19 protein-coding genes are annotated in these 15,029 nt (G+C 58.6%); all 19 read right to left on the bottom strand.

Features of this window, described 5'->3' with window-relative positions; translation table 11 throughout:
- Nucleotides 1-12: 12 nt before the first annotated feature.
- Nucleotides 13-1,941 carry a threonine--tRNA ligase gene (thrS, locus tag NMD14_09995; GenBank protein XEI34678.1) on the bottom strand — a complete coding sequence of 643 codons (1,929 nt, stop codon included), beginning with the start codon at nucleotides 1,939-1,941 and terminating at the stop codon, nucleotides 13-15.
- Nucleotides 1,942-2,158: 217 nt separating this feature from the next.
- Complete coding sequence (locus tag NMD14_10000) at nucleotides 2,159-3,202, bottom strand: contractile injection system protein, VgrG/Pvc8 family (GenBank protein XEI31152.1); 1,044 nt, start codon at nucleotides 3,200-3,202, stop codon at nucleotides 2,159-2,161.
- Nucleotides 3,193-3,405, bottom strand: coding sequence for a tail protein X (locus tag NMD14_10005; protein ID XEI31153.1), 213 nt, complete (start codon nucleotides 3,403-3,405; stop codon nucleotides 3,193-3,195). The genes NMD14_10000 and NMD14_10005 overlap by 10 nt, the downstream gene beginning before the upstream one ends.
- Entirely contained in the window at nucleotides 3,402-4,310 is a 909-nt protein-coding gene (locus tag NMD14_10010) for a phage tail protein (protein XEI31154.1), read from the bottom strand. Before NMD14_10010 ends, NMD14_10005 begins: the two co-directional genes overlap by 4 nt.
- Nucleotides 4,307-6,205 carry a phage tail tape measure protein gene (locus NMD14_10015; protein XEI31155.1) on the bottom strand — a complete coding sequence of 633 codons (1,899 nt, stop codon included), beginning with the start codon at nucleotides 6,203-6,205 and terminating at the stop codon, nucleotides 4,307-4,309. The genes NMD14_10010 and NMD14_10015 overlap by 4 nt, the downstream gene beginning before the upstream one ends.
- Before the next feature lie 315 nt (nucleotides 6,206-6,520).
- Nucleotides 6,521-6,805, bottom strand: a complete 285-nt coding sequence (locus NMD14_10020; protein XEI31156.1) for a phage tail assembly protein — start codon at nucleotides 6,803-6,805, stop codon at nucleotides 6,521-6,523.
- 48 nt (nucleotides 6,806-6,853) lie between these two features.
- Nucleotides 6,854-7,360, bottom strand: a complete 507-nt coding sequence (locus NMD14_10025; GenBank protein XEI31157.1) for a phage major tail tube protein — start codon at nucleotides 7,358-7,360, stop codon at nucleotides 6,854-6,856.
- Complete coding sequence (locus NMD14_10030; protein ID XEI31158.1) at nucleotides 7,361-8,794, bottom strand: phage tail sheath subtilisin-like domain-containing protein; 1,434 nt, start codon at nucleotides 8,792-8,794, stop codon at nucleotides 7,361-7,363.
- Nucleotides 8,795-8,930: 136 nt separating this feature from the next.
- A complete protein-coding gene (locus NMD14_10035) occupies nucleotides 8,931-9,338 on the bottom strand; it encodes a tail fiber assembly protein (GenBank protein XEI31159.1) in 408 nt (135 codons plus the stop codon).
- A 9-nt stretch (nucleotides 9,339-9,347) separates the two neighbouring features.
- Nucleotides 9,348-10,418, bottom strand: coding sequence for a hypothetical protein (locus tag NMD14_10040; GenBank protein XEI31160.1), 1,071 nt, complete (start codon nucleotides 10,416-10,418; stop codon nucleotides 9,348-9,350).
- Entirely contained in the window at nucleotides 10,418-10,984 is a 567-nt protein-coding gene (locus tag NMD14_10045) for a phage tail protein I (GenBank protein XEI31161.1), read from the bottom strand. Before NMD14_10045 ends, NMD14_10040 begins: the two co-directional genes overlap by 1 nt.
- A complete protein-coding gene (locus tag NMD14_10050) occupies nucleotides 10,977-11,876 on the bottom strand; it encodes a baseplate J/gp47 family protein (GenBank protein XEI31162.1) in 900 nt (299 codons plus the stop codon). The genes NMD14_10045 and NMD14_10050 overlap by 8 nt, the downstream gene beginning before the upstream one ends.
- Nucleotides 11,873-12,211, bottom strand: a complete 339-nt coding sequence (locus NMD14_10055) for a GPW/gp25 family protein (protein XEI31163.1) — start codon at nucleotides 12,209-12,211, stop codon at nucleotides 11,873-11,875. Before NMD14_10055 ends, NMD14_10050 begins: the two co-directional genes overlap by 4 nt.
- Before the next feature lie 50 nt (nucleotides 12,212-12,261).
- Entirely contained in the window at nucleotides 12,262-12,825 is a 564-nt protein-coding gene (locus NMD14_10060; protein XEI31164.1) for a phage baseplate assembly protein V, read from the bottom strand.
- Nucleotides 12,822-13,415, bottom strand: a complete 594-nt coding sequence (locus tag NMD14_10065) for a hypothetical protein (protein ID XEI31165.1) — start codon at nucleotides 13,413-13,415, stop codon at nucleotides 12,822-12,824. Before NMD14_10065 ends, NMD14_10060 begins: the two co-directional genes overlap by 4 nt.
- Nucleotides 13,412-13,963 carry a hypothetical protein gene (locus tag NMD14_10070; protein ID XEI31166.1) on the bottom strand — a complete coding sequence of 184 codons (552 nt, stop codon included), beginning with the start codon at nucleotides 13,961-13,963 and terminating at the stop codon, nucleotides 13,412-13,414. Before NMD14_10070 ends, NMD14_10065 begins: the two co-directional genes overlap by 4 nt.
- Nucleotides 13,950-14,291 carry a hypothetical protein gene (locus NMD14_10075; protein ID XEI31167.1) on the bottom strand — a complete coding sequence of 114 codons (342 nt, stop codon included), beginning with the start codon at nucleotides 14,289-14,291 and terminating at the stop codon, nucleotides 13,950-13,952. Before NMD14_10075 ends, NMD14_10070 begins: the two co-directional genes overlap by 14 nt.
- Entirely contained in the window at nucleotides 14,291-14,647 is a 357-nt protein-coding gene (locus NMD14_10080; protein XEI31168.1) for a hypothetical protein, read from the bottom strand. Before NMD14_10080 ends, NMD14_10075 begins: the two co-directional genes overlap by 1 nt.
- The gene (locus NMD14_10085; GenBank protein ID XEI31169.1) at nucleotides 14,648-14,977 is read right to left on the bottom strand and encodes a bL9 family ribosomal protein; all 330 of its coding nucleotides are present in this window, start codon (nucleotides 14,975-14,977) and stop codon (nucleotides 14,648-14,650) included. It lies immediately after the preceding gene.
- Nucleotides 14,978-15,029: the final 52 nt, after the last annotated feature.

Raw genomic sequence — 15,029 nt, forward strand, 5'->3', positions numbered from 1 at the left:
GCCTTTTATAGCTTATTCCTCCACTTTCTTTTGTCCGCGGGTCTGAACTTCCTGGGTCAACAGAGCGATGAACTCTTCAACAGGATAAGTGCCCAGGTCAGCCCCTTTACGAGTCCGTACTGCAATCTTACCGGCTTCAACTTCTTTATCACCGCAGACCAGCATGAAAGGTACTCGCTTCAAAGTATGCTCGCGGATTTTAAAGCCAATCTTCTCATTTCTCAAGTCTGCTTTTGCGCGAAGGCCCGCATCATTCAATGCTTTGGCTACTTTCACCGCATAATCGGCCTGATTATCCGTGATATTCATGACCACAGCCTGAGTCGGTGCCAACCAGGTCGGGAACAGACCGGCGTACTCTTCAGTCAGAATACCGATGAAACGCTCGATAGAACCCAGAATGGCCCGGTGGATCATCACAGGTACGTGGCGATCGTTGTTTTCACCCACGTAAGTGGCACCCAGACGACCAGGCAGGGCAAAGTCGAGCTGCACGGTACCACATTGCCACGCACGATCAAGGCAATCGTGCAGGGTAAATTCAATCTTGGGACCGTAGAATGCCCCTTCACCCGGCTGCAGATCGTACTTCAGACCGTTGAGCTCCAGCGCTTCGGCCAGTGCTTGCTCGGCGCGATCCCACATCTCGTCGGAGCCGATACGCTGCTCGGGACGAGTGGAGAGCTTGACCACGATGTTCTCGAAGCCAAAGGTACCGTAGACGTCATAGACCATACGAATACAGCCAGAGACCTCTTCCATGATCTGCTCTTCGGTACAGAAGATATGCGCGTCATCCTGGGTAAAACCACGCACCCGCATCAGGCCGTGCAGGGAACCTGACGGCTCGTTGCGGTGGCAGGAGCCAAACTCGGCCATACGCAAAGGCAGATCGCGGTAGGACTTCAGGCCCTGGTTGAAGATCTGGACGTGACCCGGGCAGTTCATCGGCTTGATGGCGTACTCGCGGTTCTCGGACTGGGTGGTGAACATGGCCTGGGCATATTTTTCCCAGTGACCTGAACGCTCCCACAGGACGCGGTCCATCATGAACGGACCTTTCACTTCCTGATAGTCGTACTCTTTGAGCTTGCCGCGGATAAAGGTTTCCAGCTCACGGAAGATGGTCCAGCCATCGTTGTGCCAGAACACCATACCGGGCGCTTCTTCCTGCATGTGATACAGGTCGAGCTGCTTGCCGATCTTGCGGTGGTCGCGCTTTGCGGCCTCTTCCAGGCGCTGCAGATAGGCCTTGAGCTGCTTCTTGTCAGCCCAGGCGGTACCGTAGATACGCTGCAGCATCTTGTTGTTGGAGTCGCCACGCCAGTAGGCGCCGGACATCTTCAGCAACTTGAAGTGGTGGCAGTGACGCATGTTGGGCACGTGCGGGCCGCGACACATGTCGATGTACTCTTCGTGATGATAGAGACCTGGCTGGTCATCACGGGCAATGTTCTGATCCAGGATTTCGACTTTGTAAGACTCGCCGCGCGCCTCGAATACATCGCGCGCTTCTTGCCAGGAGACTTTCTTCTTGATGACGTCGTAATCCTTGGCTACCAGCGCCAGCATGCGCTCTTCCAGGGCAGCCAGATCTTCATCGGTCAGGGTGCGGTCAAGATCAACGTCATAGTAGAAGCCGTTGTCGATGACAGGACCGATGGCCATCTTGGTCTGGGGCCAGAGTTGCTTGATAGCATGACCCAGCAAGTGGGCGCAGGAGTGGCGCAGGATGTCCAGACCTTCTTCGTCTTTGGCGGTGATAATGGCCAGCGCAGCATCGGATTCGATCAGCTCGCACGCATCCACCAGTTCACCGTTTACCCGACCGGCAATGCACGCCTTGGCGAGACCGGGACCGATGTCCGCAGCCACATCCATGACGGAAACAGAGTGGGCAAATTGACGTTGGCTGCCGTCAGGCAGAGTAATGATTGGCATTATGTGTTTCCTTATACAGTGGTGACCCGTACCAAAGGCCACATGTAAGAGCGATAATTCCTTTAATATCAAGCTATTCACTCTAGTGTTTCACCATAAACCAAACGGTTAGTACACTGCGTGATACACACTTTGTTTTGTGTGCCGCGCTGTCAATCTCAGGATCCGGCGGGGATTGTATCAAATGTCACCTATCGGGCAAGCGGCATAGTTCGCATTATCCCACCTCTACCTCCGGCGACTCACTGCTGTTCGGCTTCTCTGCCTCGATGTCACAGGTGTAGCCGCCGGTGCAGTCGATCGAGTGGGTGACGCGGGAGATCAGCCATTGGCTGTCGATGTCTGGCCGAAATCCTGTGGTGGTCAGCGGTGCTTCTGCCAGATAGCCTGGGTCGCCGACTGCTGACAGTGCCAGTGTCTCCTGTGCCCGTTCCCTGCGCGACAGCTCGGCGCGGGCGGCGGCCAATGCCATCTCTTCGGTCGGGTAGTATTGGCGCAGGCGGCGCACTGGTTCCCCCTGCCCCATCTTGACCTCGTTGCGCTTGGAGTTCTTCACCGCATGCCAGTAGGCGACCACCATCCCGGCGGTTTCCCGCTTCGACTTCACCAAGCGGTAACTCGAGCAGTCTCCGGCGGAGATGGTCACAGGTGGCAGCGGCTTACCACTGACAGAACGGGACTCCCCGCGCTTGGAGAGGATCAGCTTGCCAGCGGCAGGCTTGATGATGGCGTCATAGCGCTTGGCCATGCGCACCAGCAGGTTGATATCTGACTCGTCTGATTGATCGGTGTGGGGTAGCGCGATGGCGGCCAGTGACGGCGCCACGGCAGCCTCCATACCGTGCTCGGTGGCGATGGTCTTGACCATATCACCCAGAGTGGTGCCCTTCTTCCAGCTGCGGTTTTTCTGGGTCTGCAGGTTAGTCTTGCCGCCCTTGCTCTTGTCGTAGGTGGCGGCGCGGGCCCTGATGATCAGCTGAGACGGCCAGCCGGCCAGCTCGGCCTCATCGAACACGAACAGCCCCATGTACTGGTTCACCCCGTCATAGCCGAGGTAGAGCTCAAGCTCAGCCCCTTCCGGCGGGATCAGCAACGGCTTGTCAGGATCGGAGTCGTCCAGGGTGATATCCAGCATGTCCGATTCCAGCCCGACCGCATCGGTCAGGGTCAGGCTTACGAAGTGCTCGCTGATCTGGCTGGTGATGTCGGCCTTGTTGGCGATGATCTGCCATGTCGGCGCGATGCGGTCTGTCAGCTCCACAACCTGACCCCCTGCTCCTGCTGCTGCGGGGCGATATCAGGCATCTTTACCAGCACCCCGGCTGGCAGCACTGGGCCGAGATCGGCAATGCCTGGGTTGGCATCGAGCAGCTGCTCAACCAAGCGCCCCTCGAGCGTCTGGTAATACTTCCACGCGATGTAGTCCAGGGTGTCGCCGTCACTGGTGCGATAGGTCTGCATCATGCCCCCAGCGTCTGGTTGAAGTTGGATGTTTCGGCATGCACTCGGGTGGATTCAACGGCAGATCGGCTGCAAGAGCTGGTACAGCTGCGAACGGCGGTGATCGCCTCCGGATCTGTGGTGGTCATGGTGCTGGATAGCAAGGTGGCCGCTCCTGATGCCACCGCCCCGGCATTGGATGCCGCAGAGGCCGCCGACATCACGCCATAGATGGCTGATTGCACGTTCTCCAGCGAGTTCAGGTTTTTGCTGGCCTCCTTGAGGTTGCTCACCTGACTTTGCAGATCCCGGGCGGTGCGGATGCTGTTTTGCACCGTGGCAATCACCGGCCCCACCGCATTGCCGATCTCGGCAGCTTTGCTCTGCACCGCATCGAGGGCGCTGGTCATCGAGCTGATCGCAGATCCGACTGTGGCAATGGCCCCATCAGCGAAGCTGCCAAGGCCTGAGCTGGCGGTGGCACCGCTTGCCAGCTTGCCGATCGCGTCGATCTGGTTGGTTGCGGAGTCGGGGAACCGCTTGAGCGCAATGGTGAACTCCTGCTTGCGCGGGGCCCCTGCGGCGGCAAAGGTACCCTGCTTCTCTTCAAGGCTCTCGATCACCCAGCGCCCCATCATCTGCCCTGCCCCACCCACCAGATTGAGCGGCTGGCCGCCTCCGGCGAGCTGGCGCATCTTGTCGAGCTGGCCGCCGCCGCCCTTGTAATCCGGATAGATGACGCCCACCAGCGAGATCGCCTCACTGGCAGGGCCGGTGTATTGCAGGTTTGGCTGCTTTCCGAAGCGATCCTGTGATGCCCAGCGGTATTCGCTGCGGCGGGTCAACTCCTGATAGGCGGCGGTGCTGATGCTGAACGGGAATGCCCCGAGCTGCATCATCACGCTGGGGCCAAGGGAAAGGCCGATCATTGGGCGATCACTCCGTCTGTCATCATGCTGCGCTGGCGAACGCCGCGCATACGCTCCTGCTCAGCCACAATGCGTTTGGCCAGCGCCTGCTGACTTTCGCCTGGTAACTGGGTTACCTGCACTGTGGTATGGCTGTTGTCCTGATAGGTATTGCCACGGCTGCGACTTGAGGCAATGGCGGGCAGCGGAAGGTTGCTCGGCAGGCTGGCAGGTTTGCCCTGAGATTTATCATCACCAAATCCGAAGAATGACTTGGTAGATGCCCATGCGCTGCCCACGCCACCGGTGACCGCGTCCTTGGTGTCGTTCCACTTCTGCTTCACGCTGTCGATCATGCCGCCGATTTTGACCACGGCGGTCTCGAACTTGGCAACAATGTCATCCCACAGCGCCGTGAACCATGGCTTCAGCTTGTCCCAGTTGTCGTAAATCAGGTATGCCGCCCCGGCGATAGCGGTGATCGCCAGACCGATCGGGTTCATCAGCAGGGCGCGGCCCATCCAGATGATCCCGCGACCGGCAAACATGAATGCTTTGCCAAGCAGGGTTGGACCAGAGGCTGCAGCAGTCGTTGATGCGCCAGCAACGGCGGCACCAGCAGAGACGCGATAGAACAGGCCTACCGTTGACAGGGCCGCCCCTTTGACAAAGGTGAAGGCATAGCCAAGCGCAAGACCGCCAACTTTCACGCTGGTAAGCGCGACCGCTGTGCCAACGATCGCCTTGGTCACCTTGGGGTTCTCTCTGGCGAAGTCAGCCACCACATTCACCAGTGGTGAGAGCACTTTGAAGGTGTCGTTGATGGCAGGCAGCAGCACTGATCCGAGATTGACAGCAACCTCTGAGGTGCGGTTCTTCATCAGCGTCCACTGGGCGTTTGTGGTTTGCAGGCGGGCGGCGAATTCGCGCGACATACTGCCTTTGGATGCTTCGCTATTGGCCAGTGCAAGCTGGCGGCGCCACTCTTCGGTGTTGTTGGCGAGCTTAGCCAGGGTATCGGAGTGCTCAAGGCCCACCAGCTCGACCATGACGCCAAGCTGTTTCTCTTTCGGCAGCTTACCGATCGCGGAAAGCACCTTCATCATGGTGCCGGTAGCGTCTTTCTGCATGCCCTTCTGAACGGCAGAGGACGAGATCCCCAGCTCTTTCAGGGCTGACTTGAAATTCTTGGTTCCCTTATCGGCGGCAGCAAACTTCTGGAACATCGCATTGGTTGCTGTGCCAGCTGTTTCAGTGCGCTCGCCAAGGGTAAGCAGAGTCGAGCCAAGGGCGGCCATCTCCTGCCCTGTCACCTTGACGGCCGATGCCACGCCACCGGTTCTGGTCAGGAACTCGATGATATCGCCGCCTTTACTGATGGCGTTATCGTCCAGGTAGTTGATGGAGTCGGCCAACTCTCCGATTGCCGGGATCGGGATCTTGAACAGTCCGGCAATCTTGCCCATGTTGTCGGCCAGCTCACCGGCTGGCAGCTCGAAGGCGTCAGCCATCATGGCCGAGGTGCGGGTAAAGTCGATCAGCTGGTCACGCGCAACCCCCATACGGGAACCAGCGGTGACCATATCGGCAATATCATTGGTGGCAAGCGGGATCTCGCGACCGAGTTGCTGGATCTGCTTGCCCATCTCGTAATAGACAGCGGTGAGCTTGCCGCTCGAGTCGCGGGCGCCATCAACCTGCTTGGCAACCCCCAGCATGGCCGTTTCAAAGCTGGCAGCCATAACGACCGGGGATGCCACTGTGGCGCCAAGTGCGACGGTATCAAGGATTTGGCCGCGGTAGTCTGCCCGCTTGTCGAGGTTGGCTTTCTGGGCTTGCTGCACCTGATTCAGGCGCTGCTGGGCTGCCCGCATCTTGTCGATCTGCTGGGTAAGCTGAGCATAACGCTCACGCATGCCATCAACATTGCGGCCTTGCTTGCCGAATGTCTGGATTGACTGAGACAGGAGCTTTTGCTGACGCTCGGCATTGCGAATAGCGGAGCCAACCTCGGCGACTCCACCTTTTACCGAACCAAATGCAGATTTGAGACTGGATGCAACCGCCCCGCCGATGGTGATGGTTGCCGAGAGTTTTTTATTGGCCATCGTCTTTGGGCAGCCCCTTTATCCACCAGATAAACCGTGACGTGCGCAGGGCGCTGATCTCCGCCAGTGACCAGCCAGTGTGCGAGGCCAGTGCTAACACCCCTTGGCGGATGTAGTAAGGTGCTAGTCGAGAAAAGCGGTATACGCACTCTGCAGGCGGCCATAGTCGCGGATCGGCAGTTTGCGAATGTCATCCGGGGCCAGACCGCACAGGTTGGCAAAGGCGGTGATCTCGCGGGTGGCATCGCTGCCGGTCATCTGGGTGGTGATCTCTTGATCGCCAACGGTCGGCTCGCGCATGCGCAGCACGGCCACTTTGACACCGCCAATATCTGCAGGACGTGACAGGGTGATATCGGCGCTGCCGTCATCGTTGAATTTCAGGTATTCAGGGAGTTCTTTTTCCATGGTGTCACCAGTAAGAAATGAGCCGGCAGGGCTGGCCTGCCAGCGGGATTAGATGCCCAGTGCGTTGCGGGCAGCGGCCAGAATGTCTACGCCATTGATGATGCGCACCATGTTCTCGGCGTCGATCTCGTGGATTACGCGATCGCCGTGCTGCATCTTGTAATAGGTCAGGCTCATGGCAACCTTGATCGGCGGCAGGCTGCCAGGCTTGCTGGTGCCGGGGTCGAGTTCGGTGATCTTGCCGCGCATGGTGTGTACCACCGCAGTGGTGGTGCCATCGAACGACTCGAGCTGCTCACGCAGCACCAGCGGAACCCGGGCGCCTTCGGTCACGCCGAACAGAGCCAGCACGTTGCGGTCATAGGCCATCAGGCTGAAATCGGTCACCATCTTTTCCATACCCATGGTCACATCAATGGGCACATCCATCCCACCAGCCCGAAACTCTTCGGTCTGCAGGGTCAGCTTGGGGGCGTTAAACTCATCGACCTGCCCGGCAAAGCCGCGGCCATCGACGAAGGCGTTAAAATTCTTGCGAATGTCGCGGGCTGCCATTTAGAAGATCTCCGTGATGTAGTCGTTCACCAGATGGCTTCGGAACGTGATGTGCTCAGCCGGGTACACCGGAGTAAACTCAAAGTCGAAATAGATTTTACCCTGTGCAATCTGATCTGCAGTGTTCAGGTCTGGGTCAATCCAGCACTCACCACCAAGAATCGCGCCTTTGTTGACCAGACTGCGCAGGTAGGCGTTAACCCCCTCGGTCACGTCAGTGACGTAGTTCTTGGTGATGCCGCGATCCACGGCCCACAGGTGATTCACCAGAATGGACTCGTTGATCATGTCTGCGGTACGCACCACGCAGAGGAAGGCCCACTTCTGATCGCTCGACAGAGTACGGTTACCCCACAGACGATACCCATCCTCGCGGATGATGGTGGCGACCTTCTTCTCGTTGAGCAGGTTGGCCCGGCTACTGGTGTCGCCCAGGGTGAAATCAATGGGACGCGCCGTGCCGATGATGCCGTTGATGTTCTGGTTCGACGGTGACCACCAGAATCCTCGCTCGTTATCGCTCTTTGCGATAAGCCCCGCAACGCAGGGGGATGCCCATTCGGTGACGTTGTTGCCGTCTTCGTCGGTCTTGATGACCTTGGGATCAACGAGGAACACCCGCTTGCTACCAAAGTCGCCTGCGTAGGCGATGGCATCGGCGTCTGTGGTGTTGGGGCCATCAGCAATGATGACCGCGCGCATCTTCTCGGCGATACCGATCAGCTCGGCCACTACGGCGTTGCCAACGGTACCATAAGAAGCAGTTGCTGCTGCGCCGGTGCCACCGCCGCCAGTGAAAGCAACGGTCGGTGCCGCGGTGTAGCCGCTGCCGGCATCTTCCACGATGACAGAGACTACCTTGCCAGCATCGGTACCGGTACCGAGCACTGCCTTGGCTTTGGCACCAGTGCCGCCACCGCCGCCAGATAGCTCAACGGTCGGGGCGCTGGTGTAGTTGGTGCCTTGGGTGGTCATAGTGATGGCTGTCACGCCGCCGCTAACCCGTTTGTCAGTGAAGCCAGGGGCGATCAGTACCTTGGGTGAGAAGCCCAGTGCAGACTTGGCGCCCAGGAAGGCGTGAACTCCTTCATAGTTGCCGGTCGTCGCGTTGACGCCACCAAGGATATTGGCCAGATTCAGGGTATCGGTGGTGCCCTTCTCGACCCGCACCACCACAATTACGGCGCCGCACTGGTCAAAGATGGAGTCGATCGCCGCAGGCAGTGTGCCTTCGCCAGTGCCCAGCGTATCCAGACCCGCCGCCTCGCGACGACTGCCCGCGATTAACACCGGGGTATTAAGCGGGAACTTGGTGGCATCAGCATTGGGGGCGGTACCGATCAGGCCGATGACGCTGGAGCGAACGGTGGTGATAGGACGGGGACCGGAGTCAATATCGATGACCTCGATACCATGAAGGAACAGTTCAGACATGTGCTTGGCCTCGATGGACACGGTTTAAGATCGTGCAGTCATCATGGCGTTGCGGTGTGCTCCCATCCTCTTGGGGGATTTCCAGTGGACGGAGCAATAGAAAACCCCGCCGGAGCGGGGTTTGCATGTTGTTCCATTAGATGACTTTGTCAGGTTCGGTAGGCCACTGAGGAGACTCAGGCCATCCAGGCTTGCTGCGAACATCCGGCAGCTCGTAGCGATAGCGCTGCCATTGCGCCAACAGCTCGACATCGGCCTCCTTGGCATATCCGCCATCCACGGCAGGGCGTAGGCGTTCAATCTCGCCTGCGGCGGCGTGATCGAGCTGGGTCAGCATCAGCTCTGCCATCTGTTGCGCTGACGGTTCCGGGCGGCCCTGCAAAACAGGATATCCATCGACTATGGCGATCTCTTGCTGGTCACTCTGGCCGTTGACCAGCCGTTCATAGTCCCCCGGCCTGAGCTCGACCGCGGTGTGTGGAATATTGTCGCCATGAATCGCCGTCAGGTAGAACCCTTTGGACTCAGGATCGTATTTGTACATGATGGTCTCCTAATATCCGATGGCGATGTATCGCATGATGTAGTTGCTTCCTGATGCTGCCTTGACCCCGATTTGATAGGTCGATAACGACGGGAAACCCATGGCGGCAGTGGGATAAATGGCGCCTGCAGGGTTGTCAAAGGTACATACCCCTTGAAATGCCGCAGTTGGGAATGCGATGGGCAATGAACCGGTGGCAGTTGAGTTTGTAGTCACAGAAATACTGCCCCACTGAATGATCAGCCCCCCCATCCATGTAGGAAACGCAAGATACCCAGAGTAAGAGAAGGATGCAGCAAAGCCTGCGCGCAACTTCTTTGGGGTTATTGCAACATCATCTGCTGCACCCGCATTCGTCTGCGCCTGAGTTGCTACTTTCATCAATCCAAGCACGTCTTCACTGGCTTGCTTTACCCACCCCCATAGGCTTTTAACAGTGACCGCCGCATCAGCTTTCTGATTGGCAGCGGTGGTTTCATTCACTTCGGTTTGGGTCGCGTAGCGGGTAAATCCCTTGGCTGTTTCTGTAGCATTGGGATGTTCATCAGAAAACAACAACACTGTTGTGCCAACAGATATCGCACCTGCGGTAGCCAGGTACCATACTTTGCCAGCGTTGATAGTCCCCTCCTCTACCGAGACACGGGCCCCGCTGCTCAGCTTGGTGCCATCATCCGCATCGGTAGCGCGGGTCCAGCTTTGAGCGGCCACCAGGTAGATGCCGTTCTGGGCGGCGGCAGTCTGATCTTTTACCAGCACACGATCGCCAACCGTCAGCGCCACGCCGTCGATGGTCTGGGCGCCAGATAGGGTGATATTTGCCACGGTGGCAGCGCGCACGCTCTGTTTGGCGTCCAGCTTCTGCAGCTCGCCCTGCACATAGGACTGTGATGCGATCCATGCTGGGGCAAGCTGGCCTGAATTGAGTTGGTCGATCTGTTGTTTCAGAAATGCAGTTCGGTTGGCCAGCCCTTTCGCCTGGGCGTTGGCAATGCCATTGGGGCCGCCAAGCACCGGATCCGTGGTTTCTATTTGATAGATGCCAGCATCATAGCTGGGGGTCTCTGTTACGTTTGCCATTATGCAGTCCCGTAGTTATAGGTGCCGTCATAACGAAGTGCCCCGTCATACAGGTTGGCAACCTCGGTGTAAATCAATGCGACCAGGTGGCAGCGGGCCGGCGCGGTATATTTCAGGATGCGGCGCACCTGCCCTGCCTGTTTGTTGGTGATCGGTCGGTCGAGAATGACCCGGTACTTTGCCCACTCATCAGGCGAGCCAAAGGTTGATAGACCGTCATACTTGAGAATTCCGTTATAGGTTGCCCCGTAAATTCCCTCGATGATCTGCGCCGTGCCGTAACCAGCGTTGGCCAGCGCGCGGCGCACCGACCACACAGAACCCTTGCGACGTTGCACCAGCACTGCCTCGCGGATGGTCTGGCGCTTGGCCTCATCAGACCAATCCGGTGACCACTCATCACAGCCGAACGCCCACGCCAGCCACGGCAGCAGATCTGACGGGCAGTTATCAGCGCTCCATATTTCGCGGGTGCGGATCGGCACATCAGACAGGCGGGCAACGGTCATCGCCAGCGCAACCTCTTGGGCGCTGGCGCTGGATGGCAGCAGGTGGCCGCTACTCACGGATCACCCCGGCAGTGATATTGATGGCGGTGCAGTGCGGCGCCTGATTCCACTGGATAGGGATATCAGCCGCCGGTGAAGAGAGGTTGACCTTCTGCACCCCTGGCCGGCGCAGCGCGGCATAGACCCCATCGAGGGTGATATCCATCCCTAGCTTGTGCATCTCGGCGGCATAGGCTTGGGCGCTGGCAGTAGCGGCATCCAGCACCTGCTGTTGTCCAACCCCGGGGAACATATCGAGCACGGCGGTGATCTGGAAATTCACCACGTCAGCGGCAGACACTGCCACCGTGTCGCACAGCGGCCGCACGATCTCTGCGTTGGTGGCAGCAATCACGGCATCCAGTGTGGCCTGTGGCGGCACCCCAGAACCGGTGCGAGACAGCACGGCAATATTGACGCGGCCAGGCACCAGGCTATCAACCCCCACATCCAGCACATCGCCTGATGCGCTGAGTGCGTGATAGGTGTAACTACCGATCGATCCAGCGGTGGTGTACCCCTCGAACGACAGCAGGATGCGCAGGCGGTAATCATCGTTCTCCTCCATCACATCCTCAGTCGGTGGGGTGGCGGTTGGATCACCCGGGGTAATAATCAGGCGCGGCACATTGTTGTTGGCACCGATCTGATCCAGATCGGCATCATTGGCGAACGCCAGCATCACCGCCTTGGCAGACTCGTTGGCCCGCTGGCGGATAAGCAGCTCACGATACGCTGCTACCTCGAGGATCTTGAATGCCGGGTCACTCTCCACCAGCGCAGAAAAAGAGGGGTCACGACTGATCAGGTCAGCCACCATCTCGGAAAGAATGGTTTCGTAGTCGAGCTGTTCTACCACCACCGGCGGAGGAAGTTGAGACAGATTGACGGCAGTAAAGGCGCTGGTCATTTGATAACAATTCCATCAATCAGAACTTGCTGGCCGTCTGGCAGATACTCGCCATACAGATCCAGCTCGATATAACCGGGGGATGCGACAACAGCCTGTACCTGCTCCAGGCTGAAACGGGGTTCCCATTGCTGTAGCGCCTCCGCCGTGGCGGCGTAGATGTCGATCAGCGTGGCGCGATTCATGGGGGCATCAATCAGACTGGGGATCCGGCTGCCGTAGGTGCGGCGCATCACCCGGGTGCCGATACGGGTACCCAATATGTCGGTGATGCTTTGGCGCAGGTGCTGGATCCCGCTCAGGCGCTGGCCTGTGAGTGAATTGGTGCCGTTCATGGTTGCATTGTTGCCAGCTCCCCCGCTCAGCACCTCTTGGGGGATTTCCGTCAGACTGGGCCGTCTGAGTTCGCGCTGCCGCGCTGGATGCCGCTGTGGGCGTGATCTGACCCGATATTCTTGCCGTTGTGGGTCACCTGCCCGCCCTGCATATCAATACCGCCAGCGGTGATGACAAATTTCACGCCGCCAACGCCAAGGGCAATCTGGCCGCGATCGGCGGTGATAGTGGTTCCGCCGATGGTGGCGTTCAGGGTGTGACTGGCGCTGTCATAGCTGATGGTGGTGCCGTCAGGGTAGGTCTCTTTATCAAGACTGCCGCTGCTGGCCGGTGCCGGATTGGCCGATGAGTAGAGACTGCAAACAATGATCGCCTGCCCAAGATCGCCGTATGGCGACAGGATCACCACCTGCTCACCGATGCTGAGCGGGCTCCATGTCTTGGTGCTACCTGCCCGCCGGGCACCGAACGGCAGCCAGTCAGACTCGAAACCGGAGACGGCGATTTTGACCCTGGGCGCATCGGGATCGGTGAAGTCGGTCTCTGTCACCTCCCCCACTCTGATCAGGTTGGCAATCTGGCGCGACAACTCGCCAAGGCTGTAATCGCTCATGGTGCCACCTGAGTGTATTTATCCTCATTACCAAGGCCAATATCAGGCGCAACACCGCTGAAAATAGTGGTCGGTGTGATGCCTTCATCGGTCCAGACGGTTTCTCCGAGGTGCAACCGCTGCTGCCATTCCACCCGCCACACTTCGAACTGGGAGAGATCCTGATCCTGCCGGCGGCCCATCACCGAGAAGTCGTCCTGATAGGCGCCGATCACCATCGCCTCACCGGTGGGCAACTTCTTGGCAGGGTCGGCAGGGTTGGTCCATCGGCGCATTCGCAGCCACGCCTCGAGCGCGGCGGCCAGCATTCTGATGGATAGCTTGGCCTTGGCCATGCTGCCAGGCTGCGGCCTGAACCCGATCACCAGCTCTGCCTCGAACTTTGCCAGCACCGCCAGCTGCTCGGTGCCCGGGTCGTTATCGGGATCCGCTTCCAGCTCGGTGAGCTCCAGCAGACATGCCGGGGTAACCAGTGATTTGCGATCTTCGCGGTAGAATTCGACCGTTTGCAGGTTCGGGAAGGCGGACTTGATATCGGCCACGATGGCATCATGCACCACGGAGAGATCGATATTGGTATTGGCGTTCATCGCTCACCTATCTGGAAATTGACGCGGGCCTTGAGGTCGCGCTGAAAGTGGCGCCAAAAAATATCGAGGGTCTGCTCGAAAACCTCATCCTCGATATAGACAAATGCGGCATCTTCAATGGTTATCGACTGCTCAACGATAGGTAGCCGATCCTTGCCTTTGCGCTTGAAGATGGTGTTCTGGCCTTTCTTGCTGCTCTTGGCAACAAAGGCATCGTCAAAGTAATAATCCTTCTTCCATGCCCCGCCGTCGTCCTGCTGAAGGCGGCCCTTGAAACTGCTGACAGGGAGTGGATTAAGCCCATACCAGAGCGCCACGCCATCAGATCCCGGTGTTGCTCTCAGCTTGATGGAGCGTAACCGCTTGCGCAGTGCCGTTGCCACTCGCAAGCCAAGCACTTTCGGCAAGCCTTTTGATGAGAGTTTGCGCAAGCTGGCCTCGGTGCGCCGAAGCGCTCTGGATAGCGCGAACTTGATCTGCTTGTCGCTGGCCTGCAACTCTTCGCCAATGCGAAGCAGGTCTTGCCAATCAATATCAAAGTGCAGCATGCTGCGGCCCCTGCCGTGCCATGGTCACCAGCGCCCAGCCGGTGCCATCGGCCTGCGGGCTGGTCATCACGTCAAACCGCTCTCCAGCCACCACCACCTCATCACCCCGCGTAATGCCGACCATGTCCACCTCTTTGCCACTGATGCGCGGCTCGCTGGTGTCGGCCTCATACTCGCCAAGCTGGGCGTTGAGATAGGGATCATCGAAGATCACCGATATGGTTCTGGTACTGCCATCCCCAAAATGAACAACGGCGGGTGTTGCAAACCCGCCGCTACTATCCAATTGCAGGAAGGCGTCCAGGTTCTCCCAGGACGGCCCGCGCATCAGGTGTACTGCTTACGGCCGACCAGCGACACCCCGCGCACCACGGCATTCGCTCCGCCAGCCAGGGTATCCACCACCCGCACGAACTTTTTCAGTGCGTCCGAGTTCATGGTGATCGACGGGGCAGCGGCAGTGGTGCCAACAGCAGGGAATGCGCCGTTGGGCACATTAGTCCAGTTGGTCGAGCCATCATCGCTGTGCTCCAGCTTGACGGTGTTGGTGCCAGCGTTGGTGGGGCCAGAGTTCATGATGATCTGGCATATGCCCTGAAAATCACTGACGTTGACCGCCGCGCCGTTACCGGTGGCAGTGATGGAGGCCGATACGGCCAGTACGATTCGGGTTACACCGCGCATTTACTCGTCCCCTTTCTGGTCGGTGTCATCGTCAGCAGCAGGCGCCGCTTCGATAACATCGATGATCTGATCCTTGGTCATGCCGCTGGCCACTTCCAGACCGCGCTGCTTGGCGTACTCGAGCAGGGCAGGCTTGGTCCAGCTGGAATAATCCGTGCCGGGCTGCTCTTCTTGCAGCTCAACGCCATCTTCTTCGGTGGCCAATACCGCCTTGCCGCGATGGAGGAAGTTCTTGGCTTCCGCCTCGCTCACCTCCACCAGTGAACCAGCCTTGTGGATCTGGCCATCGATGGCGATCGCACAGGTCAGTTTCAATACATAACTTTTCATCCGGTCACCCTCTTGGATGGAAGATGGCCGCCCTATCGAATGGAAGGCGGCC

Origin of the sequence: Aeromonas veronii, from assembly GCA_041319085.1 — a bacterium.
Lineage (GTDB): Bacteria > Pseudomonadota > Gammaproteobacteria > Enterobacterales > Aeromonadaceae > Aeromonas > Aeromonas veronii_F.